Annotated in this window: 28 protein-coding genes; 16 read left to right on the forward strand and 12 right to left on the reverse strand. The window is 37.2% G+C overall.

Going from position 1 to position 26295, the window contains the following annotated elements; translation table 11 throughout:
• Positions 1-18 precede the first annotated feature (18 nt).
• Complete coding sequence (locus EG346_RS05805; RefSeq protein ID WP_123877293.1) at positions 19-654, forward strand: DUF417 family protein; 636 nt, start codon at positions 19-21, stop codon at positions 652-654.
• 803 nt (positions 655-1457) lie between these two features.
• Here EG346_RS05805 and EG346_RS05810 read toward each other — a convergent pair.
• The 4 genes from EG346_RS05810 to EG346_RS24755 all read right to left on the reverse strand — a co-directional run bounded on the left by EG346_RS05810 (position 1458) and on the right by EG346_RS24755 (position 6215).
• On the reverse strand, positions 1458-2918 hold the full coding sequence (locus tag EG346_RS05810) for a RagB/SusD family nutrient uptake outer membrane protein (protein ID WP_123877295.1): 1461 nt from the start codon (positions 2916-2918) through the stop codon (positions 1458-1460).
• Between the two features lie 9 nt (positions 2919-2927).
• A complete protein-coding gene (locus EG346_RS25050; RefSeq protein WP_317126645.1) occupies positions 2928-4874 on the reverse strand; it encodes a SusC/RagA family TonB-linked outer membrane protein in 1947 nt (648 codons plus the stop codon).
• Entirely contained in the window at positions 4817-5863 is a 1047-nt protein-coding gene (locus EG346_RS25055) for a TonB-dependent receptor plug domain-containing protein (RefSeq protein ID WP_228426628.1), read from the reverse strand. The genes EG346_RS25050 and EG346_RS25055 overlap by 58 nt, the downstream gene beginning before the upstream one ends.
• A gap of 196 nt (positions 5864-6059) precedes the next feature.
• On the reverse strand, positions 6060-6215 hold the full coding sequence (locus EG346_RS24755) for a hypothetical protein (protein WP_164466344.1): 156 nt from the start codon (positions 6213-6215) through the stop codon (positions 6060-6062).
• Between the two features lie 370 nt (positions 6216-6585).
• On the opposite strand from EG346_RS24755, the gene EG346_RS05820 reads away from it, so the two are divergent.
• From EG346_RS05820 to EG346_RS05850, 7 genes are all read left to right on the forward strand, one after another.
• Entirely contained in the window at positions 6586-7152 is a 567-nt protein-coding gene (locus tag EG346_RS05820) for a hypothetical protein (RefSeq protein ID WP_123877297.1), read from the forward strand.
• An 11-nt stretch (positions 7153-7163) separates the two neighbouring features.
• The gene (locus EG346_RS05825) at positions 7164-7808 is read left to right on the forward strand and encodes a hypothetical protein (protein ID WP_123877299.1); all 645 of its coding nucleotides are present in this window, start codon (positions 7164-7166) and stop codon (positions 7806-7808) included.
• A gap of 15 nt (positions 7809-7823) precedes the next feature.
• Positions 7824-8594 carry a sensor histidine kinase gene (locus tag EG346_RS05830; protein WP_123877301.1) on the forward strand — a complete coding sequence of 257 codons (771 nt, stop codon included), beginning with the start codon at positions 7824-7826 and terminating at the stop codon, positions 8592-8594.
• A complete protein-coding gene (locus tag EG346_RS05835) occupies positions 8591-9235 on the forward strand; it encodes a response regulator transcription factor (RefSeq protein WP_123877303.1) in 645 nt (214 codons plus the stop codon). The genes EG346_RS05830 and EG346_RS05835 overlap by 4 nt, the downstream gene beginning before the upstream one ends.
• Before the next feature lie 543 nt (positions 9236-9778).
• Complete coding sequence (locus EG346_RS05840) at positions 9779-10624, forward strand: caspase family protein (protein WP_123877305.1); 846 nt, start codon at positions 9779-9781, stop codon at positions 10622-10624.
• Positions 10625-10693: 69 nt separating this feature from the next.
• Entirely contained in the window at positions 10694-11704 is a 1011-nt protein-coding gene (locus tag EG346_RS05845) for a trypsin-like serine peptidase (RefSeq protein WP_123877306.1), read from the forward strand.
• 244 nt (positions 11705-11948) lie between these two features.
• Positions 11949-12497 carry a recombinase family protein gene (locus EG346_RS05850; protein ID WP_228426631.1) on the forward strand — a complete coding sequence of 183 codons (549 nt, stop codon included), beginning with the start codon at positions 11949-11951 and terminating at the stop codon, positions 12495-12497.
• 665 nt (positions 12498-13162) lie between these two features.
• On the opposite strand, the gene EG346_RS05855 is transcribed toward EG346_RS05850, so the two are convergent.
• The 4 genes from EG346_RS05855 to EG346_RS05865 form a co-directional block, all read right to left on the reverse strand.
• Positions 13163-13507 carry a hypothetical protein gene (locus tag EG346_RS05855; protein WP_123877308.1) on the reverse strand — a complete coding sequence of 115 codons (345 nt, stop codon included), beginning with the start codon at positions 13505-13507 and terminating at the stop codon, positions 13163-13165.
• A gap of 25 nt (positions 13508-13532) precedes the next feature.
• Positions 13533-14267, reverse strand: coding sequence for an integrase core domain-containing protein (locus EG346_RS05860; RefSeq protein WP_262511541.1), 735 nt, complete (start codon positions 14265-14267; stop codon positions 13533-13535).
• An 83-nt stretch (positions 14268-14350) separates the two neighbouring features.
• The gene (locus EG346_RS25060; protein ID WP_073337027.1) at positions 14351-14617 is read right to left on the reverse strand and encodes a transposase; all 267 of its coding nucleotides are present in this window, start codon (positions 14615-14617) and stop codon (positions 14351-14353) included.
• Between the two features lie 308 nt (positions 14618-14925).
• Positions 14926-15405: a porin family protein gene (locus tag EG346_RS05865; protein WP_123877312.1), complete on the reverse strand. Its 480-nt coding sequence runs from the start codon at positions 15403-15405 to the stop codon at positions 14926-14928.
• Here EG346_RS05865 and EG346_RS24760 point away from each other — a divergent pair.
• The 8 genes from EG346_RS24760 to EG346_RS05900 all read left to right on the forward strand — a co-directional run bounded on the left by EG346_RS24760 (position 15357) and on the right by EG346_RS05900 (position 19552).
• On the forward strand, positions 15357-15647 hold the full coding sequence (locus EG346_RS24760; RefSeq protein WP_123898137.1) for a hypothetical protein: 291 nt from the start codon (positions 15357-15359) through the stop codon (positions 15645-15647). The two genes, EG346_RS05865 and EG346_RS24760, sit on opposite strands and share 49 nt — an antisense overlap.
• A 4-nt stretch (positions 15648-15651) precedes the next feature.
• The gene (locus EG346_RS05870; RefSeq protein WP_123877314.1) at positions 15652-16113 is read left to right on the forward strand and encodes a hypothetical protein; all 462 of its coding nucleotides are present in this window, start codon (positions 15652-15654) and stop codon (positions 16111-16113) included.
• 7 nt (positions 16114-16120) lie between these two features.
• Entirely contained in the window at positions 16121-16372 is a 252-nt protein-coding gene (locus EG346_RS05875) for a hypothetical protein (RefSeq protein WP_123877316.1), read from the forward strand.
• Between the two features lie 138 nt (positions 16373-16510).
• Positions 16511-17506 carry a PDDEXK nuclease domain-containing protein gene (locus EG346_RS05880; protein ID WP_123877318.1) on the forward strand — a complete coding sequence of 332 codons (996 nt, stop codon included), beginning with the start codon at positions 16511-16513 and terminating at the stop codon, positions 17504-17506.
• A 146-nt stretch (positions 17507-17652) separates the two neighbouring features.
• Positions 17653-18162, forward strand: a complete 510-nt coding sequence (locus EG346_RS05885; RefSeq protein ID WP_123877320.1) for a hypothetical protein — start codon at positions 17653-17655, stop codon at positions 18160-18162.
• On the forward strand, positions 18159-18506 hold the full coding sequence (locus EG346_RS05890; protein ID WP_123877321.1) for a tRNA-binding protein: 348 nt from the start codon (positions 18159-18161) through the stop codon (positions 18504-18506). The genes EG346_RS05885 and EG346_RS05890 overlap by 4 nt, the downstream gene beginning before the upstream one ends.
• Positions 18507-18520: 14 nt before the next feature.
• Positions 18521-19222 (forward strand): 3'-5' exonuclease, encoded by a 702-nt coding sequence (locus EG346_RS05895; RefSeq protein ID WP_073328227.1) that lies wholly within the window; start codon positions 18521-18523, stop codon positions 19220-19222.
• A 3-nt stretch (positions 19223-19225) separates the two neighbouring features.
• Complete coding sequence (locus tag EG346_RS05900) at positions 19226-19552, forward strand: SUF system Fe-S cluster assembly protein (protein WP_073328229.1); 327 nt, start codon at positions 19226-19228, stop codon at positions 19550-19552.
• 174 nt (positions 19553-19726) lie between these two features.
• Here the strand turns inward: EG346_RS05900 and EG346_RS05905 are convergent, their stop codons facing one another.
• The 4 genes from EG346_RS05905 to EG346_RS05920 form a co-directional block, all read right to left on the reverse strand.
• Positions 19727-20566, reverse strand: a complete 840-nt coding sequence (locus tag EG346_RS05905) for a sulfurtransferase (RefSeq protein WP_123877324.1) — start codon at positions 20564-20566, stop codon at positions 19727-19729.
• A 197-nt stretch (positions 20567-20763) separates the two neighbouring features.
• Positions 20764-21612 carry a hydroxymethylglutaryl-CoA lyase gene (locus EG346_RS05910; RefSeq protein WP_123877327.1) on the reverse strand — a complete coding sequence of 283 codons (849 nt, stop codon included), beginning with the start codon at positions 21610-21612 and terminating at the stop codon, positions 20764-20766.
• Between the two features lie 193 nt (positions 21613-21805).
• A complete protein-coding gene (locus EG346_RS05915) occupies positions 21806-23332 on the reverse strand; it encodes a TSUP family transporter (protein WP_123877330.1) in 1527 nt (508 codons plus the stop codon).
• A gap of 5 nt (positions 23333-23337) precedes the next feature.
• Positions 23338-26202 carry a TonB-dependent receptor gene (locus EG346_RS05920; RefSeq protein ID WP_123882585.1) on the reverse strand — a complete coding sequence of 955 codons (2865 nt, stop codon included), beginning with the start codon at positions 26200-26202 and terminating at the stop codon, positions 23338-23340.
• Positions 26203-26295: the final 93 nt, after the last annotated feature.

The raw sequence follows: 26295 nt of genomic DNA on the forward strand, positions 1-26295 counted from the left end.
TGTAAAAAGTTAAATCTTATGCAGAACAATACAGTATTCAAGCATCTTACACGGTTAGATTCCTATTCCATTCATTTTTTAAGAATCTCTATATTCATTGTTATGGCCTGGATCGGAGGGCTCAAGGCTTTTCAGTATGAAGCGGACGGAATTGTTCCCTTTGTGGCCAACAGTCCTTTTATGAGTTTCTTTTATAAAAACGCAAATCAAAAGGTCATTAATGATGATCATCAAATCGTCTCAGAATATACGCTCTATAAAAATCCGGAAGGAAAAACGGTAAATAAAAATATCGAATGGCATACAGAAAACGGAACCTATCTGTTTTCGTACGGTTTAGGAACAGTGATTATCATTATTGCTACTCTTGTTGTACTGGGAATATGGTTTCCCAGAATAGGAGCTTTGGGTGGAGCACTAACTTTCTTGATGTCTTTTGTAACTCTTTCCTTTCTTGTTACCACTCCGGAGGTTTACGTTCCTAATTTAGCTGGAGACTTTCCAACCCCACAGTATGGATTTCCTTATCTTTCAGGAGCGGGGCGTATGGTTTTGAAAGATATTATGATGATGGCCGCAGGATTGGTTATATTTTCTGACTGTTTAAAGAAAGTTGTAAGATCATCTTTAAATACATTTTCCAATCATAACTAAATATTTAGTTTTTAAAACCTTGCCTTATCAAAAAACAAGAAAGAAGTTGCCGATATAGCTTCTTTCTTGATGATTATGTTACAATAACTAATGGACTGACATGTAGTTTGTAGGTGGATTAAAAAATTTTGACGAAACCTATTCCCAATCTTTTATTATTTCTGTTTTTCCCTCCCATCATCATATTAATTTTTGGAGAAAGAATTCCAAAGCTTTTTCCGGCGACAACATCTAGTAGCTTAATTTTATAAATGCTATTGAAAAGGCACGAAAATTTCAGGGCATTCCTTACAGATCTTTAGATTTCAGTAATGAAACTTTTCATGAATAACTGGTTTGAATAAGCTTCCTTATTTCCTGTACATCACCTTTAGTTTTACCCTGGCCAGTTTTAAAGATAAGCTGAATCTTTTTTTTGATCGGATAACAGATAAAAATGCTGCAGAAATAAATACTGTCAAAAAATATAAAATCATAATATTATTTTTTATTTAATTAATTGTAATCGCATTTTGTAAATGCATAAGGCAAATCTAATTATCCAAGAGCCATTCATTGCCCTCTTATTTGACATTAATTAAAAAATTATATCCTTTATTTTCAAAAAACACACAATCAACTGAAATACAAAATAATAAATATTTAACAATTTATTAAATCTTATCTTCTCGTAAGAAATTAATTTTTTTTTGATCTTTCTAAAAGGACTTTAGTCATAAAAAAAACCGGAGCTGTAAAAAACTCCGGTTATATGATTTCATCAACTCTCCATTCAGTCTGAAATGAATTTAAGAAATGATCTGTTAATTCTGTGTAATCTGTGGATTGTTATTGATCTCTTTATTAGGGATCTGGAATATAAATTTATCCGGTGAAAGGTTCAGTCTTCCGAACGTATGGTTCGTTCCTGAATAGATTCTTTCCAGAGGCGTTCCCAGTCTTTTCATATCAAACCAGGCGTAGCCTTCTCCCCACAGTTCGATTCTTTTTTGGAGAATAATTTCATTCATCAGGTTATTCCCTGAGTTTGAAGACAGTGTATAGGCACTGTTTCTTTTTGAAGTAATTTCATATAAAACCTGTCTGGCTTCAGCTTCTCTTCCCTGTCTTGCCAGCGCTTCAGCTTCTATATAGTACAATGAAGATGCTCTGATGTAGATATAATCTCCTTCAAAAAGAGTAGGATCTTTAAATTTCCAGTTCACATACGCAGGATAGTTTTTCTTCTTTCCATTAAAAGTATAGGCTGCAGTCTGACTTCCATTAAATACTTTTTTACGGTAATCCGTATCCGGAATTGCCTGATAAAGACGTTTATCAATCAGCTTGTAGATCCTTGCAGCACCTGCGTAACCTTCGTTTGTATTATCAAACATAGAAAAGAAAGAAGCATAGTAATTTCCAATACTCATGGTAGATACCGTGTTATGAAAACCCCACAGAACTTCCGGATTATTGATATTTGAGAATCCGGTTGTGGTATAATCATTTTCAGTCATTAGCGCGATTCCCTGTTTACTTTCATTGGCATACTTCCCTGCTTTGCTGTAATCTCCCGTTTCCAGATATACCTCAGCGGCAATAGCCTTCGCTGTTCTTTGATCGATCTGGGCTCTGGAAGGACGTGCATAGCTATCAAGAAGGACAATAGATTCTTCAATATCCCGTGTAATTTGCTGATAAACATCTGATACCGATGACCTCGCAAGCCCCTGACTTTGATTACTGCTGGTAAGAACAAGGGGAAGTCCCGGTGATGATGGGTTGTCTTTGTAGCTTTTTGCGTAGAAACGGACCAGATAAAAATAAGAATAAGCTCTCAATGCCAGCAACTGTCCTTTGATGGCGGTGTTATTGCTTTTCGTATCGTTTTTTAAATCATCAAGAAGTTTATTAATGACAAATATTCTTGCATAAAAAGTAGTCCAGACAAATTCTGCGGCAGAATTACTGGCATTGGTTGCTTCATAATTATAAAACATCCCCAAATGCTGATTGGTGGCCTGTATCACATCATTGGACATCAGATCGGATCCTCCCTTGATGGCCATTATCCCAAAATCAGAATGCGCTGTGGAACCTCCGGCACCATTACTTCTGAGATCAAGATAGATCCCACCCAAGATTTTTTCGGGTTTTGACTGGTCATTATTCAACTGTTCCCCGGAGATATCCCCTTCCGGAAGGGTATTTAAATCATTGGCACAACTACCGGCAATCAAGCTGATAGAAAAAGCCGCTATAAAGTATTTTATTGTTTTCATCTGTTTTTTTTAAAAATTAAATTTAAATCCTAAAGAAACGCTGGACAGGGTTGAGTATCTGTATGGATCCGAAACTCCGGTCAAAGAAGTTCGGGGATCATATCCTTTTCTCTTGGACCACAAATAAAGATTATTTCCTGTCACGTATACTTTCAGACCCGATAACCCTGCCTGTTGTGCAAAACCATCGGGTAACTGATAAGACACGGTAACATCCTGAAGGCTGATATAGTCTGATTTGATCAGGTAAAGAGTAGAATGCTCATTCTGATTGGTGGAAGTCAGATCTACCCTTGGTAAAGCCGCATTTGGATTCTCCGGTGTCCAGGTCTTACTTAAATCTGTTGAATAATTGGACGCATACGTATCTGAATGGAATAGAGTTCTGTAAATATCATCATAGCCGTATCCTCCAAACTGGTAAGCGAAATTAACCGCCAGATTGAAGCCTTTGTAGGTGAAATCTGTTCCAAATCCACCATACACTTTCGGAATGGCTGATTTTCCGGTGTTGTAATCAGTAGCTTCTTTGTAATTGGCTGTGATCGTGGTCTCTTCCTGCTGTGTAATTGTATTGACTGCTGTTCTGTACCATTGTGCATCGCCGTTTGTAGGATTTACTCCTGCAAATTTCTTCAGATAATAGGTATATCTGTCATCGCCTTCGTTCAGAATAAACAGACCACTTACAAGACCTGTGTTTCTTTGCTCGGCAGGCAGTTTGGTAATTTTGTTTTTATAATGGGTGGCGTTTCCGTACACATTCCACTGGAATTGCCCTGAACGAAGAATTTCCACATTCAGATTCGCCTGAACCCCTTTGTTGATCATGTCTCCGATATTGCCGTATTTTACATACGACCCTGCATTGGATGGAGGCAAAGGAAGCGCATAGATCATATCCGAGACTTTTCTTTCAAAATAATCCGCATTCAGATTGATTTTATTTTTGAAAAGAGAGATTTCAAAACCGGCATTCAGGTTTTTGGAAGTTTCCCATTTCAGATCTTTATTTCCCTGTTTTTTAAGGGACAGAACGGGTTTGTCATCTCCAAAATTGTTGATTCCATAGATATCCTGATACGCGTAATAGTCTCTTGTGGAGCCATCCAGCAAAATATTATCATTTCCCTGCTGTCCGTAAGATGCTTTTAACCTTAATGAATTGATAACCGTATTGTCTTTAAGGAAATCTTCTTTAGCCACATTCCATGCCACGCCTAAACCATAAAAATTACCCCATCTGCTCTCGGGAGAGAATACGGAAGAGCCATCTCTTCTGATGTTTGCGTTAAAGAAATATTTACCGGCATAGTTATAAAGTAATCTTGTGAAATAGCCTTCTACAGCATATTCATAGCCGTTTCCAGAGAGATCGGTTATTCTTACAGCGTTGTCGAAAGACAGTGAATTGGGTAATAAAAGCTGTTGCTTGGACCCTGAAAATCCATCGCTTTTTATTTTGTTTAATTCATGCCCGATCAGGATGTTGAAATTGTGTTGATCCAGTTTCTTCTGGTAGGTAAGCAATTGCTGATGGTTTAAAGTAGACTTGAATACAGATCCCATATTGATTGTTCCTCCCACAGATGAGGAAGTTCCTCCTAATGTATTTCCAAACTGAAGATTTTTTGTATTTTCCAGGTACGCTCCGAAATTATAGGTGAAGTCTAAACCTTTAATGATTTCGTAATTCAGACCTAAATTGGCGTTCGTTATATTATTGGTTGTCTGGGACTTGTCGTATTGAAGATTTCCTACAGGATTTTCAAAAACCGCATAAGACCTCGTTGCTCCGTTCGGTCCCTGCCCGTCACCATAATCGTATAAAACCTGTCCGCTGTTATCATAAAGGATCTGGTAATTGTCATCCCTCAGAAAAACAGGATAGAAAGGCGCTATATTTCTGGCGAACTGAAAAGGATTGGAAAATCCTGTTTGCTGTAGGTATAGGATAGACTACTGGTCAGTTTTAGTTTTTGGGTAATGGCATAGTCCAGATTAGACCTTATCCCAAATCTTTTAAATCCGGAACCGATGAGGTAGCCCTGATCATCTAAATAATTTAATGAAGTATATGATTTCACCAGATCATTGTTGGCCGTGATTCCTAAACTTGCTTCTCTTCTTAGTCCCGGTTTAAAAATCAGCTTTTTCCAGTTATCCTGATACAAGAGTTGAGCATCAGGATTAAAGATGCCATCTTTGCCTATCAATGTACTAAAAGGCACGTTGTAAGCATTATATCCCAACTTGGCCAGAGCTGTAATACCCACATCATGAGGGCTAGGTCCGGAAGGAACTGCTCCCGGCTGCGTCAATCTCGCCACTTCCCCAATTCTTGCCCTGTTATAGAATGCAGTGTAATAATCCTGCGGAGAAGTATACACTGAATAGTCTTCAATAGATCTGAAATTCACTCCCGTTTTTACATCCGCCTCTATACGCAGACCTTTGGATTTTCCTCTTTTGGTATTAACGATGATCACCCCATTAGCGCCTCGTGAACCGTATAATGCATTAGACGAAGCATCTTCCAGAAAAGAAATACTCTCGATATCTGTCCCCGGAATACTGTTCAGGTTTCCGTTGTAAGGAATACCATCCAGTACAATAAGCGGATCACTGGATGCATTAATAGAACCTATTCCCCTCATTCTGATGGTAGGCTGCGATCCCGGCTGACCGGAAGAGATTACCTGTACTCCGGCCACTTTCCCTCCAATTCCCTGAAGTATATTTCCGTTTTGAAGATTAGCTAAATCCTTCGTTTTCAGGGATTGTACGGAACCTGTTATTTCTTCTTTTTTCTGCTTTCCAAAAGCGACCACTACCACTTCCTGTATCGCCTGCTCTTTGGAAAGACTGTCTCTGCTTTGTGCAAACCCCAATTCTGCCAATAGAATCATGGCCAATGCACCTACTTTACATTGTTTTTTCCTCATTATACTAATTTTTGTTTTTTTAATTGAATGGCAGATTACCATTATTCTCTCCGGTTATGGTACAAGAATCCTCCTCTCCCTTTTCAGAGAGATTGTTATAAAGATGATTTTGAAACCGGCAGAAAACAGATCTGCCTTAGAAAGACTTTGAAATTATTTTGATTGAATTCCTACCCTTATTTGTTTTTTCAGAAGTTTAGGCCTGCATCATTCTGCCCATCGAAAAGTCAAAACACATATCAGGAACGATAAGACTGTGTTGTGAAAGGCAAGCATCTGCGCAACATCTGTGTTGAACAAATACAGGAGCCATATTGTTGCATAAGTAAGAATTGAATGAATGCTTATTCATGAGAATACATTTTAACTTTTTTTAACTGGGTCAAAAGTATTTAATTATTTACGAATCAAGTTACACGAGCGTATGAGATAAATCATATAAGCCTACTAAATTAGTAGACTATTAAAAATATTTGAACAGAATGTGAATTATTTGAGTCCTCTGATGCAATAAACAGGAACAACAAAAAGTCTGTAGCATCCAAAATTTTCAAGACAACCTTCTAAAAACCGCACTGGATAAGCATTATCAAAATTTCCTTTATCTCTCTGAAAGTCAAACCAAAATGTTGTAAATTTAGTAAAAGACAAAAACAGTGTTTTCCCCCTTTTGTAGAGAGCAGTTCCCTAATTTTGTTTTATAAAATTAAAAACCATAAAAAATGAAAACTCCTTTTCTATTCAAAAAACTTAGTTGGCTTTTTGCCATTCTGATTTCAAGTTTTTGCATGCTAAGCTGCACACGCTGCTCTGAACCGCCCAAAGAACCTGTAAGTAACAGTTATAAAAAGAAACTGATCAGCTACAAAGAAGGTAGGGTACTTTATAATGAATATTCCAGAACCAACAATGTTGTTCTTACGAGATCCAGAAACGGAGAACCCGATTCACGCTGGTACTGGTTTTCGGTAGAAGATCTGGAGGGATATATCAAATATGTGAAAGAAACCGCTAAAAAGCAAAAACTTAAAAACCCGGGGATCAGAATTTATATGGGAAAATATCCTATGAATCATCCTAAAAATAAAATGGCAAAACCGGAATACGCAGGCTATCAGACGATATTTCTGGTACCTACCGCTCAAAATCTGAAAAGAGACAGCACAACGGCGATGTCCAGAACCATGAAGTTAACGACAGATGAAAATACCAATGTAACAGAGATGCAAGTCCTGAATATGACCAACCTCGCTCCTCCACCTAAAGTATCTACAGCTGATATGCCTTAAACAATAAAGTCATGAACTGGAATATAGAAGTCGGGAAACAGATCTCTATGGTCATCTCCGTTGTGGTCATAGTATTAATGATCATTAAATCCAGGAAAATCGGGAAAGAGAATTTATTTTTTATCATAGGATATGTCCTGCTTTCGATGATAGACATCTTCTGCTATTTTTATTTCAAGGCTACCAATCAATCTACCGAAATATTTTATGTAATTGGTTTCTTAGTGATCGCATTTTTTCTGTATTTGCTCTATTATTACCGATTATTGTATCTGCCTGTCCTTAGAAAAATACAGTTAGTCTTGTTAATCATTTTTGCTATCAATATCATCGTGATGTTTTGTATAAAGGCTGATCTCTTACATCATTTTTCATTTAGTATACTGTATACCGACATTCTTTTGCTCATGTTTTCCATTATTTTATTTTTATATCAGACGTTTAATTCTGATAAAATACTGGACCTTAATAACTATTTCCCATTTTGGATATCGGTCGCTTTGTTGATCCTATTTATAGGAAGTATTCCGATCTTTTATTTCAGGACTACTGTTTCAGAACATATTTACTTTTTTATTTTATTTATGCTGAACTTTATCAGTAACGGAATCCTAATATTAGGATTGATTCTGAATAAGCAAGCCAGACTTAGATAAGAACCTTATTATAATATGGAAGAAAATAATTTGGTCATTACTTTTACGATTACCTTACTTATTGTCGTTTTGACGATGATCTTCATCTATGTGGTCTTTATCAAAAAGAAAACCACACTTCTGATCGCCCAAAAAGAAAAAGATATGCGCTTTGAAAAAGAGCTGGCAACCTCACAGGTGGAAATAAAAGAGCAGACTTTGAACTATATCGGACAGGAACTTCATGATGATGTAGGACAAAAACTTTCAGTCGTCCGTCTGCGGCAAAATCAGCTCATTTCCAAGCTGAAAAACTCAGAAAAAGAGGAACTTAACGAGCTGAGTGAATTATTAGGTGAATGCATTCAGGATATCAGAAATTTGTCTAAAACATTGATTACCGAACAGATCATCCATTTCGGATTGACAGAATCTATAGAAAGAGAAGTAAAAAGAATACAAAAGCTTAAATTATTAAAAATAGAATTCATCACCCAGAAACAGGATATTGATATTTCTCCCAAACATGGTTTGATCCTATTCCGGATCATTCAGGAAAGCATTAATAATATCTTAAAACATTCCAGAGCCAAAAATGTAACCATCCGTGTGGATGATGATCAAGATACGTTACGCATCAATATTTCAGATAACGGAAAAGGGTTTAATACCAACCAAATACAGGACGGTTCAGGATTGAAAAATATGGAAGTGAGAGCAAAACTGATTCATGCAGAATTTTCCATACAGTCAGAACTTGATAAAGGAACTCAGACCTCCATAACCTATTACAAACACTTACCATGAAAACGATTCCCATAGCAATTGTAGATGATCATACTTTAATGTCCAAAGCACTGGAAAATATGATCATGGAAAATCCTCAATACAGCGTGATTATGAATCATCCGAACGGAGAAGATTTTATAGCAGCCATAGAAAAAGCTTCGGAACTCCCGGCTGTTGTACTGATGGACATTAATATGCCTTATAAAAACGGTATAGAAACCACAGAATGGCTCAAAGAGCATCATCCCAACATTAAGGTCATTGCCCTCACCATGGAAGATGATGAAAAAGTGCTGATTAAAATGCTGAAGGCAGGGGCAAAAGGATATCTGCTGAAAGATATGCAGCCTACCATTCTGTTTCAGGCCATTGATACAGTATACGACAAAGGAAGTTTTTATACTGATTTTGTCGCTCAGAAATTATTAAAAGTAAAAACAGAAGATATCAAGACTGCTTCCCTCCTTTCCGAATTAAAGGACAGGGAAAAAGAATTCATAAAATGGGCCTGTAGCGAGCTTACCTATAAAGAAATAGCCGATAAAATGTTCCTCAGCCCTAAAACTATCGACGGCTACAGAGATTCTGTTTTTACCAAACTGGAAATCAAAAACAGGGTAGGCCTCGTTCTTTTTGCCTTAAAACATGATCTATACTGATCTGATTTTCTGTTTAAATCAATATAGTCCAAAACCATTATAACTCAATCATTCATCCGGTAGATTTTACAATCTATCGGATTTTTCCGTTTTTCCCTTCATTGGTGTCGCCCATACAATGGTTCAGTTACAAAGGAGAATGCTTATTTTTTTAACGCAAAGATCTACTCTAATGCCGTAGTATAAGGAGAGCAAAGAAGGAATCAATCTCATTGATTCAACTAATCTCACGTTTATCCGGCAACTTTATCAACGACCTAGTTGAATTCTTTGTTTTCCTCAAAATTATCTCCTTCCTAAATAGCCTTTGCGTTAAAATAAATTTTAAATCCCCAATACCTAAAAGCATCAATCATGCGTATAAATCCGGTGTTAAAACAACTCATTCAAACCTCAGAAAGGGTGTTTTACCTACCACATAATCAGTCCTTTCCCTCTTTTTTCATCCTGTTAAATAATGGAATTTTGTCCTGTACAACTAACCCATGAAGGCCGAACCCGAAAAGCCGAAACAGAGTAGGGATAATTTAAAAACTAATCGACATGAAAAAAGCACTCGTAGTAGGAATCAATGACTACGCTCCTATCGGATCAGGTGGACCGGATTTGAACGGCTGCATCAATGATGCAAGGGATATGGCTAACACCTTAGTCATTTGCGGTTTTGATCCCGCAAAGATTAAAATTCTCACCAACCAGAATGCAACAAGGGCTAACATATTGACTTACCTTAAATCACTGGTCAACAGCAGTGTAAAAGGAGATTCACTGGTCTTCTATTATTCCGGGCACGGAACAAGAGTTGCCAATATTGGAACTGACCTGGAAATAGATGGTCTGGACGAAGCGATTTGTCCGCACGATTATGCAAGTGCCGGAGTGATCCGTGATGATGATTTCAAAGCGGTACTCAGCAAATTGAAAGCAGGCGTTAATCTGGAAGTGATCTTCGACTGCTGCCATTCGGGAACAGGAACCAGAAAAATGGATCTGGGACTGGACTTAGAGCTCTCTTATGAAGCCCCGCGTTTTATTCCACCGATGCTGGAAGATGAATTTTATATGACGTATGCCAGTGAAATGCAATCCTCTAAAAATTCAAAAAAAGCAATGACCATGACGAAAGCTTTGGTCCCGGTTGCCGGAATGAATCATACGTTATGGGCCGCCTGCAAAGACAATCAGGTATCTATGGAAGGCAATATAAGCGGGCAGATCAGAGGATATTTCACTTACCATTTCTGTAAAATATTGCGCGCAACCAATGGTAATATCGTCAGAAAAACACTGGACAAACAGACGGCAATGGCACTCACTGCGATGGGAGCCGCGCAAGTCAATCAGACAGAAAGTATCACAACAGAATTTTCTCAAAAAATATTTTCTTAAACAATTACTGGCGGAATCCGAAAAGCCATCCAAAGAGTAGGAAAAAACTGATTAAAAACCTAAATAATCATGTCTACAACTGAAAATAACAAACCCATGACGGCGGAAGAAGTGTCAAGACTTAAAACCGTTAAAGCAAAATCAACTGAGAAACTTGTAAATGCCGACAAATCAACCAACCAGGGACCAGCCATGGAAACCATTGACGGACGGTCTTTTCCCAAAGGAATGAAATCGATCGGAATGCCTGCGAACGAAAAAGCAGCAGAAGGAAAAGTCCTTGAAACCGATCACTTCTATCCTACCCATGCAGATTTTGAATACCAGCCTAAACTGGAAGCTAAAAAAGACCGTAAACCGAAATTCATTGAAAGAGAATCTTTCCTAACCACAGAAGGAGTAAAAACAATATTCGGTCCTGATCAGAGAAAAGTATTTAATTCTACAGCGTATCCGTGGCGATGCGTGGGAAAAGTGGAAAGCGCATTGGGCTCAGGAAGCGGAGTAATGATCGGTCCGAGACATCTTCTTACCTGTGCTCATATGGTAGACTGGCAGCCTAATAACAACACGGGCTGGCTAAAATTCACACCGATGTATTATAATGGAAGTGCTCCTTACGGAAGTGCATGGGGAACACTCACTTATTACAAATACAAAGTAGCCGGACCTACAATTGATTCTACAGAAATTCAATATGATTATGTGGTGATTGTCTTAGACCGTCCTATCGGAAACAGCACAGGATGGATGGGTGCAAAATCATATACCGATTCGTGGGATGGCGGTGCTTACTGGACTCACGCAGGATATCCTGGAGATTTAACAGGAACTCAAAGACCAACCTATCAGACAGGTATTGCTTTAGACGGAGATTTCTGGAGTGCTGATGATAATGAAAGCATGACCCATAAAGCAGATATCTGGCCCGGACAAAGCGGTGGTCCGTTCTGGGGATACTGGGATGGCGCTCCTTATGCTGTGGCGACGCAAAGTGCCCATAACCCTAGTGAAAACTTTGCAAGTGGCGGATCTGACCTTGTCAATCTGGTTTTAAGAGCCCGAAACGAGCATCCATAACCAATTTTTTTTCTTTATATGAAGAGCCTGGCTTAGAGTTGGGCTCTTTTAATAGTGGTATTTCGAGATTTAAAAGATGAAAATTTTGAAATCTTATTTTTTCAATTTGCTTTCTCAAAATCTCATATCATTAAACAAAGTTTCATAATTTTATGAAGGATGAGTTTAATATAACAAAATCTGAAAATTGGATATGCCCGGGTTTCGACCAAAGACTAAAATTTGGATTTACAAATTGAAGCTCTTGAAAAAGCTAATTGAAAAAATTTATCAAGAAAAAATTTCTGGTACAACAAAAAATCGTCCGGAGCTCAATAAAATGATCGAGCAGTTTAGGGAAGGTGATGAACTTTATGTTTGGCGGCTAGACCGATTAGGTAGAAGCTTAAAGAATATCATTGATCTTGTATTAAGTTTAAGTGATAAAGGAATTATTATAAAAGGTCTTGTTGATGGTGTAGACACTTCCACTATTAATGGCAGACTATTTCTAAATCTCATGGCTTCTCTGGCTGAATATGAACGAGAGTTGATTCGAGAAAGAACTAATGCAGGATTGCAGTCTGCAAGAGCTAGAGGAAGAATCGGAGGAAGACCGAAGGGATATACAAAAGAAACAATTTCTAAACTTTTAATAATGCGGTCGCTTTATAAAGATCTCACTAAATCCCCAGAAGAAATTTATAAGCCTCTTGGATTGACAAGGGCTACATTCTACCGATATTGTAAAATCCTCGAAAATCATAATGATGATGAGATAAAGAATATGGTAATTAAAAATAAATCAATTTAGTATGTATAAATATAGTATAAATACGGATTGTCATAAATACGAATACTTCCTATTATTACATTAGTGAATTGTATACTAAGAATTGATTTTGACTTAGCTGGAATAAATCTGGAATAAAAATTAATTAATACTTCTTTTATATTTAAAGTAGTAAGATTTCTTCTTGTAATGTTTATACGGAAAACCATAATGAATAATGAAAATGCTTAATTATCTTTGATAGTTTGATAGTTTTTTGTAAGAATTTAGTTTGTTAGAAAAGATTTTATCAAGTGATGAATTTTCTCTAATAATTGATATGAAGACTTTCCCTTTTAGTAAACTTCCCTGTTTTGGAAAGGCTTCAGTTAATTCAAAACAAATTGAGTGGACTCATGCCATGGTCTATGATCGGAGAACCAGGGAAAAAATATCCCGGATATTGAATCCGGGAGTTTAATTATGCTATTATATTTTATATTATTTTTTTTTCCTTTATAATAAATATTTCTAATTAATATAATACTACTAATTATAAAGGGACCAAGATGAGATATTTGTTTAAGAAGAGTAACACCAGAATAGGCTTTTTCTTCTATAATAGTTTCTATCCCAAGTCCTACAAAAAAAAGAGAAACTAATAGTAATATAAACTGTATTTTTAGATTTATTTTTATCATAAAAATTTATTTTTTTCTACATGCAGCAACCCATTCTCCACTAGCCCAAACATATCCTGCACATGTTAATACTGTTGCAGTTCCCCAAGAGCCAACTTCAATTGTTGCTAAACATCCTGCAGCAATTCCAAAACCAATTGTTGCAGATAAACATGAACCAAATAATCTTCCAGTTGTGGAAGAGGCAACTTCAAAATAATTAGGTGTGTTATAATTTATTAAAGTTAAAGTATCAACGAAGTTAGAAAAAATTTGTTTTTTCTTTTCTGATAATGTTAGCGTTCCAATATTTCGTTCAAAATCAGATAAAGCTACATCTAGTTCTTTTTTTGAAGACTTTCCCTTTTTCAAACAGTTAATAAATATAAAATACACTCTAATACACTAAAACTTCTTTAGCATACAGCCAAGGACTAAGTCCATTTAACGATTTATGCGGATGATTACTGTTGTAATCGATCTGCCACTCATAAGCAATTGCATTTACTTCTATTAAAGATCCGAACAGATATGCATCTAAAACATCTTCTCTGAATGTGCGGTTTAAGCGTTCAATATATGCATTTTGTGCGGGCTTCCCCGGTTGTATATATTGCAATTCAATGTCATTATCTTTACAGAAGTCCACAAAAACCTTGGATAAAAACTCAGGACCGTTGTCGGATCTTATGCGCTTGGGCTTAGTTCTGTATGTGATTAATTCTTTTAATCTTTGTACCAATCTGACACCTGGAATTGAATAAAATGCTTCATTAACCAATGACTCCCTATTATAATCATCAATGACATTCAGAACCCTAAACCTTCGTCCATTAGACAAAGCATCGCTCATGAAGTCAATTGACCATGTCTCATTGACTGCACCTGGGACAATCAGCTTCTCTTTAATCCGACACGGAATACGACGTTTGCGCTTAACTCTTAGTTTTAAATTAATATTTCGATAAACACGGAGGACTCTTTTTCTGTTCCAAAGCAGACCTTCCAAACGTATCTTACCATAATAGGTTTCAAATCCCCTTGTAGGATACCTCGCTGCCAAATCCAGTAATTTTGAGATAACGGGTTGGTCGTCTTTTTTATGCCCATAATAATACATACTGCGGCTCATGCAGACGATCTTGCAAGCCCTATGAACACTGATTCCTGTTTCGCTAATAACCCCCTCTGCCAGTTCTTTTCGTTCACAGAGCTTTAAAGCTTTTTTTCAATGATATCCTTTAAGATACGATGATCCAGGCTCAGATCTGCAAACATGCGTTTAAGACGTACGTTTTCCTCCTGTAGAGCTTTAAGCTCCTTAAGATGCTGCGCATCCATTCCTCCATACTTTTGCTTCCATTGATAGAAAGTAGGTGCAGAAATCCCATGTTCTCGACAGATGTCTTTTGTCGCTTTCCCAGATTCATATTCTTTCAGAATATTGATAATCTGATGTTCTGAAAATTTGCTCTTTTTCATAATGTTTAACAAACTAAATTTAATAATTTTAATTGGTCTGAAAAACAGGGAAGTTTACCAAAACAGGGAAGTTTACCAGAAGAGCCTGCTAATTCAATAAAGAAAATAACAGGCTCAAGAATTTGTTTTTTGTGATGATAAACTTCCCTGTAAATTTGTAGATTTATATGAAAATACAGCGTTCAATTTAGACGCTCTATTTATTATCAATTACAAATCTTATTTTTCTGTATCGTCTATAGGAATTCTCGCTACTTCTGGTTCTATTAATTTATAAATGTATTTTGCTGAAATTATGACTAACAAAATCATCTAAAATAGTAATTTAGACCTAACTGGAAATTTGTGTTTTTTGAAATCTCTTCTCCACTGTTTTTAACAATATTGCTTAAACCTGCAATATAACGGGCATTAATGCCTAAGTTCGGGGTAAATTTATATCCTAAGCCAAGACCTAAAGCAAAATTAAAGGTTTTTAATGCATCTTTATTACTTGTCTTATAAGAATTACCATTAATATCTCCTCTAGCTTGTGCATTTATAAAGAGCCCAAATTCAGGGCCAGCTTCCAGATAAAATTCTGGAGTGGCATTGTATTGCACCATTACAGGAACATTGGTATATCCAAGGGTTTGTTTCATGTTTGTTATTGTATAGCCAACAAAGTCATAATCATCTTTTAACTTTGCCCCCTGAAGACTATATACTGCCTCCGGTTGAATGCTAAATGCTTCAGAAATTGGAATATTTACAAATACTCCGCCATAAACAAATAGAAGATTATGAATATTTCAAAACTATTCTCATAGAATATATAAAATCCGGTGACTTACCACCAAGGTATTATGCAGAAATGGTAGAAAGATACCTTCAGATTAACCAATTAAAAACTGTATATGGTTTGAAAAGAACGGATGATGAATTTATAAAAGATTCTGTAATTATAAATCACAATAGAAGACTAATAGGTCTTCAAAGCATAAAACATCGAAGAAAAATTACACAAGAATTTTTAAAGAAAATAAGATGAAATTATGAATGGTGAATCAAAGAGAATTATTATCTATAATAAGACAGTTTATGAACTTTCAGAGGAACAGTTTGAAAAGCTAATTGAAGTAAAAGAAGAGGCAAATAATCTTCCATTTGCAGGAGAACTACATGTAGAAGAACATTTAAATTTTAATATTGACCAATATAAATCCCTGGGTGAAATTGATATCGATTTTGATGAGACATATTCCCAACCAATAAAAGAATCTCAGAAAACGTTGGATGCAAAAGATATACTTGTAGAATATTCTTCATTAATTCTTAACGAAGATAAGAGTTACATTAAAATACTTATTGATAGATCACCATCAAATAAGAAAGGAGGAATTAATTTCACTATAAATGAAGTGCTTGGATTAATTAACTATTCTTTATATCTAAAGAATAATGAAATGGGAAAAATTTTGAAATTAGAAAATGAAGTTGAAAACGATAAAAAATAACAATACCATGAGTAAAAAAATAACACAAACTAATCCTATTAGAGTATATGCAGAAATGAGAGAAAAAGAATTTGCTCTAGTGCAGATTGTTGATTACTACAATGAAACTTTTAGATATGAAATTATACATAGTGTAACTGCTACTGTTTTTCCCAATAAAGTTGTTGCTCAAATGGCAGTAAATGAATTTAAGAGATTTAATCCCGGTATTGATGTTGAAAATTTTAAATATGTTGAAGTTTTAAACTACAAAAAATAATTTCAAAAAACGATTATATAGCTATTCTGGATTTATTAAACTGCTGAATGTTTGGTGTGTTCTATAAATTAATAAAACCTGAAAAATGATCTTTGAGGTTAGCTAAATTAGAGAGAGTAAATTTTGTAATTTTGGTAAATGATAGAAAAGAAACCAGAATTTAATCAAGACCTTTACAGTTCCATTGCAAAAATTATTGTTGATGCCAAAGACCAAGTTTATAGAAACAGTAATACTATATTGCTGAAAATGTATTGGGAAATTGGGCAGCTTATTATTGAGGATGAACAAAATGGTGAACTTCGTGCGAAGTATGGAAAATCAGTCTTGAAGAATCTTGCTAATCATCTATCATTGGAATTTGGAAAGGGATTTAATGAAAGAAATCTTAATAACATGCGAGCTTTTTTCATCGCATTTCCAATTTGGAACGCAGTGCGTACCGAATTGAGCTGGACTCACTACCGAATTATTAGTAGAATTGAAAATACTGAACACAGAATACAGTATATAGAACATTCTATTGAAGGAAGCTGGAATACCAGGACACTTCAAAGAAACATTGACAGCCAGTATTTAGGTAGATTATTAAAATTTCCGGAAGCAGAAAACAAAGAAATATCCAATTATATTAAAGACCCCTACATATTTGAATTCTTAGGACTTCCTTCAGACATATCACAAACTGAAACTCAAATAGAATCAGCTTTAATTACGCACCTTCAGCAATTTTTAATGGAGTTAGGGAAAGGGTTTGCGTTTGTTGCCAGACAGCAGCATATCGTTACTGATACTTCAGATTTCTATATAGATCTGGTATTTTACAACTATTACCTTAAATGCTTTGTGCTTGTAGATCTTAAAACTCATAAGCTGACTCACGAAGCCATTGGGCAAATGGATATGTATGTAAGAATGTATAATGATCTGAAGAAAGGAGTTGATGACAATCCCACAATAGGAATTATTTTATGTACCGAAAAAGATGAAACGGTAGTGAAATACTCCGTAATGTCAGAAAATGAGAAGCTATTCGCAAGTAAATACAGAACATATCTTCCTGACGAAAAAGAACTGAAAAATTTGATAGAGGCAGACAGAGTGAAATTTGAGCTGGACAATCAAAAAGAATAAAAATACCCAACATAAATACCCGCTTAAAATCTCAAAAAACGATGCCTTTTTACAATCCATACAAAGAACAAACCCTATCTAAAATTCTATCTTTAAGAAAGTAGCACTCCAAATATTTTAATACATTTGTTTAAAACATATTCTGAATGAATTTCGAGCAGATCAACTTACACCTTGAGGCTTACAAAGAACACGACCAAATTCTGGATGCCGCCCAATTTTTAATCCATTCCTTTGATCTGGAGCATGAAAACTTTGCAGGTTTTGGATTCAGGGAAGAGTTGTCTCCTACTTCTATGCTTTTAACGGCAGAAGGCGTATTGGGAGGTCCGCAGACGGTCATGATTCCGAAGAATTTATTTGATTTTGATCTGACCCTTGTTCTGAATATGGTCGCCCACGAAATGCTTCACGTCCGTCAGAAAGCGCCAGGACAGGTCGTTGAAGACAAAAATGAAAGAGAATTTCAGGCTTATTCTGAAATGCTTTTTCACAAAGTATTTCCACAGATTCCTGAACTATCGGATCATTATAAAAAATTCTTTGGAGGCCAGGCGCTGGAATATTACAGAAGAATGGGTGAAGGATCAGAACTGCAACAGAAATATGCTGTAGAAAAAACAGAAGTAGAACATTTAATCAATTCATTATCATGACCATAAAGCCGGAAATATCCTGGACAGACTTTGAAAAAATAGACATCCGATGCGGAACCATCATTTCCGTGAATGATTTTGAGAAAGCAAGAAATCCTTCTTACCAACTTCAAATTGATTTCGGGGATCTTGGAATTAAAAATTCGTCTGCTCAGATCACTTCCCTTTATCAAAAAGACGAACTGGTAGGAAAGCAGGTCATGGCTGTAGTCAATTTCCCAAGAAAACAGATCGCTAATTTCTTCAGCGAATGTCTGGTTCTGGGCGTTTATGGTGAAGACAAAAAAGAGGTTACTCTTTTGACACCATCCCTTCCCGTGAAAAACGGAATGCAGGTAGGATAAAAACACAAACCCATATGATACAACACATTCCATTAGAAAAAGTTTTATTCCTTGATATTGAGACCGTTCCGGGATCCGGATCATGGGAAGACTTACCAGAAACCGAACAGAAGCTCTGGGAAAAGAAAACAAGATTCCAGAGAAAAGAAGATGTCAGTGCAGCAGAGTTTTATGACCGTGCAGGCATTATGGCCGAGTTTGGAAAGATCATCTGCATCACGATCGGAATGGTAGAAAAGAATGATACCTTAAAAATTAAAAGCTTTTCCGGCCACGATGAAAAAAAGATGCTTCAGGAATTCGGAGAAATCTTCAACAGCCCGAGACTGAACAATATTATTCTCTGTGCCCACAACGGAAAAGAATTTGATTTTCCCTGGATTGCCAGACGTTTCCTGATCAATGGAATGCAGCCTCCTGTTCCGTTCCAGATGTTTGGAAAAAAGCCATGGGAAATTCCGCATATTGATACAATGGAGCTTTGGAAATTCGGAGATTATAAAAGTTTTGTTTCCCTGGAATTGCTGGCTCATGTCTTCGGAATTCCTACACCTAAAGATGATATAGACGGTTCAATGGTTTCATCAATCTACTACATAGAAAAAGACTTGCAGCGAATTGTGGACTATTGTGAAAAAGATGTCTTAACTTTGGCAAATGTTTTCCGGCGGATGCGTCAGGAAAATTTGTTGAAAAGGAATATCAATCTAGATTAAAAAATGAAATTTACAGACGATCAAATTGCTGACATTGGTGAGGAAATCATCAAGGTCTTAAAATCCGTATATGACCCGGAAATCCCGGTAGATATTTACGAACTAGGCCTCATCTATGATGTACAGATCTCCGAAGATGGCGATGTAAAAATTATAATGACCCTTACTACCCCGAACTGCCCGGTTGCAGAAACCCTGCCACAGGAGGTAAAAGATAAGGTGGGAGAAGTAGAAGGTGTAAAAAGTGTAGACTTGGAACTTACTTTCGAACCGAGCTGGAACAAGGATATGATGAGCGAAGAAGCGAAGTTTGAACTGGGAATGCTTTAAACTTCTCACTAAAAATAAATGAGGCTGTCAGTATCGACAGCCTTTTATTTTTTACTTAAAATCCATTGACAGTTGAATAAGCTGTCAAAAATATTATGGATGATTTCATCTTAGCAATCAACGATTGAGTAGCTTAAAATCTAAACAGCCGTTGATGGTTTAAAAAAAATGCTTTTAACTCTCTTTCGCTATTTCTTTTCCTTCTCTCCTGCTCCATTCACTCCATGAACCTACATAAAGATCAGAAATAGGAAAACCCGCATACTCCAATGCCAGAATCGTATGACACGCTGTAACACCAGATCCGCAATGGATGATGAGGTGCTGAGGTTGGTCTTTTAAAAGTTCTGTATATTTTGCCTTCAAAAGTTCAGGTTTCAGGAAATTTCCGTTCTCATCCAGGTTTTCAGAAAAAGGAATATTAATCGCTCCGGGAATGTGTCCGGCTACCAGATCAATAGGTTCAGATTCACCTTTATATCTGTATGCATCCCTTACGTCAACAACTGTTGAAGAATGGCTTAGTAACTCATTTTCAACATCTTCTAATTTTTTAACAGGAAGAAGCCAACCGTCTTTCTTAATGACAGAAGATCTTTCAAAGGTTTCTTCACCGGATGAAAACTCTACCCCTTCTTTCTCGGCAGACTGAATTCCACCATCCAGAACCTGAACGTTTTCAAATCCAAAAGATTTCAACATCCACCAGGCCCTTGCTGCTGCATTGGCCCCACTCTTATCATCATATACTACCACATACGCGTCTTCTGAGATTCCAAGTTCTGACAGTGTTTCAGCAAATTTTTCAACTGCTGGAAGCGGATGTCTTCCGCCAAAAGCAGCATCTTCCCCTATATCGGCCAGATCTTTATCCAGATCGATAAAACGGGCTCCTTTAATGTGTTTCGTAAGATAGGTCTGGTAAATGTCCTTCCCTACTCTGGCATCAAGGATGATGAGGTTGGGATTCTGAAAAATACTTTTTAGTTCGGATGATGAGATTATTGGTGACATTTCGTTTATTTTGGTGTTAAATGATAAGTTTTGGCTAAAGCCGATCGAGTTTTTAATATACGAGAGCGGGTTAAAACCCGCTCCTATTTGATTATGTTCCCGCAGATTTCACGGATGACACAGATTATTATATTATTTAACTTATTTATTTCCTATATATTCTGTGAAATCTGCGGGAATTTACTACACGTTCATTATTAAAAATGAAAGATATCCTTCGCTCTGTTATAAGAACTTTCGAAATTCAATAAATTCAGTTTATGATCTACTTTTTCTACGCTCATAAAATTGATCACCTGTTCTGTCGGCATGTTTCCTACCAGATCATCTTTGGCCATAGGACAGCCTCCAATTCCTTTGATCGCGCTGTCAAATCTTCTGCACCCTTGATCATAAGCAGCTTTGAGCTTTGTATAGGAATCTTCATAGCGGTTGTGGAAATGTCCTCCAAAATTAATCTCAGGATATTTTGAAGGGATCTTTTCAAATAAAAGAGCAATGGTTTCAGGAGTGGCAACCCCTGTAGTATCAGAAAGCAGAACATCTTTAATCCCAATCTCTGAAAATCTTTTGGCCCAGAAATCTACATCTTCCCACTTCCACATTTCTCCGTAAGGGTTTCCAAATGCCATGGAAAAATAGATGTTCAGCTGTTTTCCTTCACAGGTAGCCAGTTCAAGCATTTTAATGATCTCATCAAAAGCCTCTTCCTGATTTTTGTTGGTATTTCTGTGCTGGAATGTTTCCGAAATAGAAAACGGAAAGCCTAAAATATCTACATTCTTATGTTTTAATGCTTTTTCAGCGCCTCGGTAATTTCCGATGATCGCAGAAACTTTGGTGTTGGATAAAGAGGTATCGATGTTTTCAGCCACTTCATCAGAATCCGCCATCTGTGGAATTGCTTTCGGGGAAACAAAACTCAGACAGTCCAGTACATCAAAGCCAACCTCCATGAGGGAGTTAATGTAATCTATTTTTTTGCTGGTAGGGATAAATTCACCCCAACCCTGCATGGCATCTCTAGGACATTCAGTAAGAAACATTTTTACTTTTTGATTTTCTCAAATATAATAAAACTAAACAAGTTTATCTACGGTACCTACAAATCTAACATTATTTTGATTTTCAAATATTTATATCCGATTTAAAATTTCAATAACTGATATGCGGCTCCTGATAAACCCGGCAAAACATAAAATGCCCTGTTCAAAACAAATTTGTATTCTTCAAAAATGGTTAGGTTAATGATTTTACAATGGTAATCAAGCTCATTACAATCACCACAACCCCCACTATAGCAAACATTTTCTTTGCGGGAAGCCGCGATGTAAACATTGCCGAAAAAGGAGCCGTAAAAACACCTCCCAGCAGAAGTCCCAGGACAATGTTCCAGTGATGGATTCCAATGGTGAAAATGAAGGTTACAGCACTCACAATGGTCAGTAAAAACTTAGCCATCGTTGAGCTTCCCACAACGTAGCGGGGCGTTCTCCCTTCTTTAATCAATGTTCCGGTAACCAAAGGGCCCCAACCGCCTCCGGCAAAAGAATCAATGAATCCACCCACCAATCCCAATACCCTGAGATTGGTTCTTTTTTTTAGTCTGATTTGTCCTGATTTTTTATCTTTTCTTTTAAAAGCATTTCTAAGAATATTGATTCCCAAGTACAAGGTGTAGCAAGCGATTACAGGCTTTACAATATGAGCATACTTCTCTCCGAAATGAGACAGGGTAAAAGCTCCGATAAAAGCACCTACTGCCGCCACAGGAAATAAAATCCACACCATTTTTTTGTTGACATTCCCTAATTTATAATGACTGATACTTCCCGCTGCAGACGTAAACGATTCTGCAGAATGAATACTTGCACTCACCACCGGAGGCGGAACGTTCAGAAGCAACAGAATCGTCGTACAGATCACTCCATAACCCATTCCCATAGATCCGGCGACAATCTCTGCCAGAAAGCCAGCCAGCAGCATCCAGTAAAAAATATGCCCATCTTTGCTTAGAAAATGCTGAATATCTCCGGATAGATTGAACTGATAAATGATCAGTGCCAACAATCCGACAAGGATCATAACCCCTATGATTCCCAGATAAATATTAGCTCTCCGGCGTACTGTTTTAGTAATGTTGATCAGTTTTTCCATCTCCAGTTTCACCTCATCAGATGGAACGCTTTTTTCATCCAGATAACTGGTCGTCAACCGGTTTAACTCTTTTACTTTATAGGTGAAATCACCTTTTAACTGATTCCGGATGTTCTGCATATTATCGAGAAGCCCGTCCATATCCTCGTCAGGAATAGTTTCCGTTAGAATTTCACGTAATCTTTTGGCCACCGTTGGGGATTTACCATTAGTTGAGACCGCAATTTTAAGATTTCCCTTCCGGACAATAGACCCTAAATAAAAGTCACATAAGCCCGGTTTGTCAGCAATATTAACTAGTATATTATGCTGGTGGGCCCTGCTGCGGATCCGCTCTGCTAAAGAAATATCATTCACCGCCACAATCGCAAGATCGGCACTGTTAAAATCATTATCTGTATAAGATCGCTCATGCAGGGTAAGATTGGGATAATCCTGTTTGAGTTCTTTAACCTGATCACTGATTTCCTTGGCCACCAGTTTAATCCGTGCTTCAGGAGAATTCGCCAAAACGGATTCCAGTTTTTCCAAAGCTATATTGCCACCGCCAATGATGAGCAGCGATAACTCTTCAAGCTTTAAAAATATGGGATATAGAGAGTTACTCATTGTATTTAAAGTTTTAGATCATAGGTGAATGCCACATAATACAGTCCTCCGACTTCAGGTCCTGCTGCATACTGAAAATATCGGCGGTTAAGCAGATTGGTTGCTCCAATTTTCACACTTGCTTTAATCTCCGGAATTCTCCATGTTGCCTGTGCATCAATGGTATAATAGGAAGGGATATTTCCGGACGCTAACGGACTTTCCCATAAGAAACTGTCCTGCCATCTCGCCGCAACCGTAAATCCGATATTTTTAATGATTTCCCGGTTTCCTATACTTAGATTAACCGCCCATTTTGGCGTATTGAAAGCCGTAATAAAAAGATCTGAAGTATTGGTTGAAACAAGGTCATTATACGAAACGTTGACATTAATATTATAATTTTTCACCAGATTATAGCGGATTCCTAAAGATGTTCCGAGGCTTTTGTATTTGCTGTTACTATTCGTATAGACTCTGTATCTGTCCTGCTTACTTCGGTCGAGCATCGCTAAAACAGCATTCTCGCTTCCAATATCTTCATTTTTAGGGACTGCTACTTCTACCTGCCCCAGAAATCCTTCATACACATTGTAATAAAAATCCCAGTCGATGACCAACCTGCTGTTGAATAGCGCTGATTTATAGCCTATTTCAAAGGAGGTCACCTTTTCAGGCTGCAATTTCGGCAGATTGGCAGCGGTCAGAAGGTTTCTGTTTTTCAATGCAGCCTGATTCTGATTGAGGCCTCCATCTACATCTTTATTAACAGCGGAAATGAATTGATCTATTGAAGCCAGCGTATATGAATTTTCGAGATATCCAAGGCCCTCATTGGCTTTTGACAGGCCGCCCACTCTTCTTACATTTCCGTTATTAACAAATGACAAGGCTTCAAACAAAGACGGAAAACGATATCCATTTTGAAAAGACGCTCTGAAATTATGCTGGTTAACCGGAGAATAGACAACGCTTACTCTTGGATTTAATTTAGTGTCAAACTCAGGGTTTCTGTCTGCGCGAAGGGCCAGATTCACTTTTAATTTATTCTGGAAAAAAAGTTTGGTAAGCTGGGCAAAAGCGCCGTATTTCTGATAAATAACATTGTTTCCGAAAGTCCCGTCTGATAACGGAATATTTCTCTCGCTGACCGGTCTTTCAAAATCGACAAAATTATTTCCGTCGGGGGTAATGCTGTACAAACGGTAATCTGCCCCGACAAGAAGATTAAAAACCTTCACAAATCTTGACAGGTCGTACGTCATTTCTGTCTGATAAAAGCGGGACTTCTGCTCAAGCTTTGCTCCACCAGTAGCCGGTGCTCCTGCAATTCCGGAGTTGGCAGAATCCCAGTTATTAATCCCGATAATCGTATTTTTCAGCTGTTCAAAAGCGGGTGTCCCGGGAAGTACCCTGTTTTTATCGGCTTCCTGTCGCGCCAGAATAAAAGCATCATTCAGATTCACTCCTGAATTCAGTCTGTCCTGCAAGGCAGTCTGAAAGATATTTTTCCAGTTGGTATTGGAAAGATGGGTAAGGTCCAGATTGTCAGCTAAAGGTTTGAGATTATAAGAATCTCCTGTATTCTCTATGGACATATACGCTCTGAATGTCAAATCCTTACCTGCTAATTCTACTTTATGATTCTGAACGGTTGCATTCTGAAGACGGATCTTATTTCCTCTCTGAAAAGTACCATCAAGTAATCCGTAGCGGTATACGTACGAAGTTTTCCACTGATCTCCAAAACGATAATATAACCCGGCATCAAATTTTACATTTTTCACTTCAGGACTGATCAGATCTTTCTCATAGTATCCGGTCCTTGAAACATTAAAAGTGGTTGGCTTTCCGTTATAATTCACTTTTACAGAGGTCCGGTTGTTTCTTTCATCACCGTACTTATTCCATAGATCTTCGGCCGGATTATTGGTTAAAGAAAAGTTGGAATTGGCCGTGATTAATGAATTGGGATTCTGATCTGTACGGTTGTCCGAGATCCAGTCTACTCCACTGAAATAAGAAGCATTAATCTTTACTGCCAGATTTTTGTTGAGGACTTTTGCAATCCTTACTGCACTTTCCCCAAGAGCAGCTGTTTTGTGGTTGATATGGTCTACATGATTCACTCCACCTCTGAAATATAAACTTACGCCTTCCGAGGTAAACGGATCTTTTGTCTGTAAACTTGCCAATCCATTGACGGCATTCATTCCGTACAGGGCAGAAGCTGCTCCCGGAGTAATTTCCATGGACTGAATATCCAGCTCTGTGGGACCTATGGCATTTCCAAGCGGAACTCCAAGCGTTGCAGATTGTACATCTACACCGTCTACCAGCTGCATGAATCGGAAGTTATTCGGAGAATTGAATCCTCTTGAGTTCGGAACTTTTAAAGTAAGACTTGAAGTTAAAAGCTGTAACCCCTTCACATTCTCTAATGTTTCGTAGAATGAGGCAGCGGGACTCTCCCGAATGGTTTTAATATCAATTTTTTCAATAGCAATCGGCGATCTCATGATTTTTTCAGGAACACGTGAGGCTGAAATAACGACTTCATTGATGATGGTGTTCTGGGGATTTAATTCAATGGCAATTTTACTGGACAGCGATAATATTTCGGCCGTCTGGCTGGCAAAGCCTTCTTTGGCAATCACAATTCTGAAAGGTATTTTCACCCTTGTTCTCAGATTAAAATTCCCATCCTGATCGGTTGTGGCTTTATCCTGAGTATTTTCTGCCTGAATCTGTACTCCCGCAATCCCTTTATGAGTATCTGTATGTTTGATGATTCCGCTTACTTCAATAAGCTGTTGAGCCTGTATAAATCCGGTGAAGAAAAGGGTAAATGCTATAAAATGTATTCTATGCTTAAAATATTGATGTTGTATTGTTTTCACTTGTATAAAATTTTAGGATTGAAAAATGGTTTATGCGTCATAAATTAATGAACAGCACATACACATTCGTATTCCTAAAAATTG

It is taken from the genome of Chryseobacterium carnipullorum (genome assembly GCF_003815695.1).
In the GTDB taxonomy this organism is placed as follows: domain Bacteria; phylum Bacteroidota; class Bacteroidia; order Flavobacteriales; family Weeksellaceae; genus Chryseobacterium; species Chryseobacterium carnipullorum.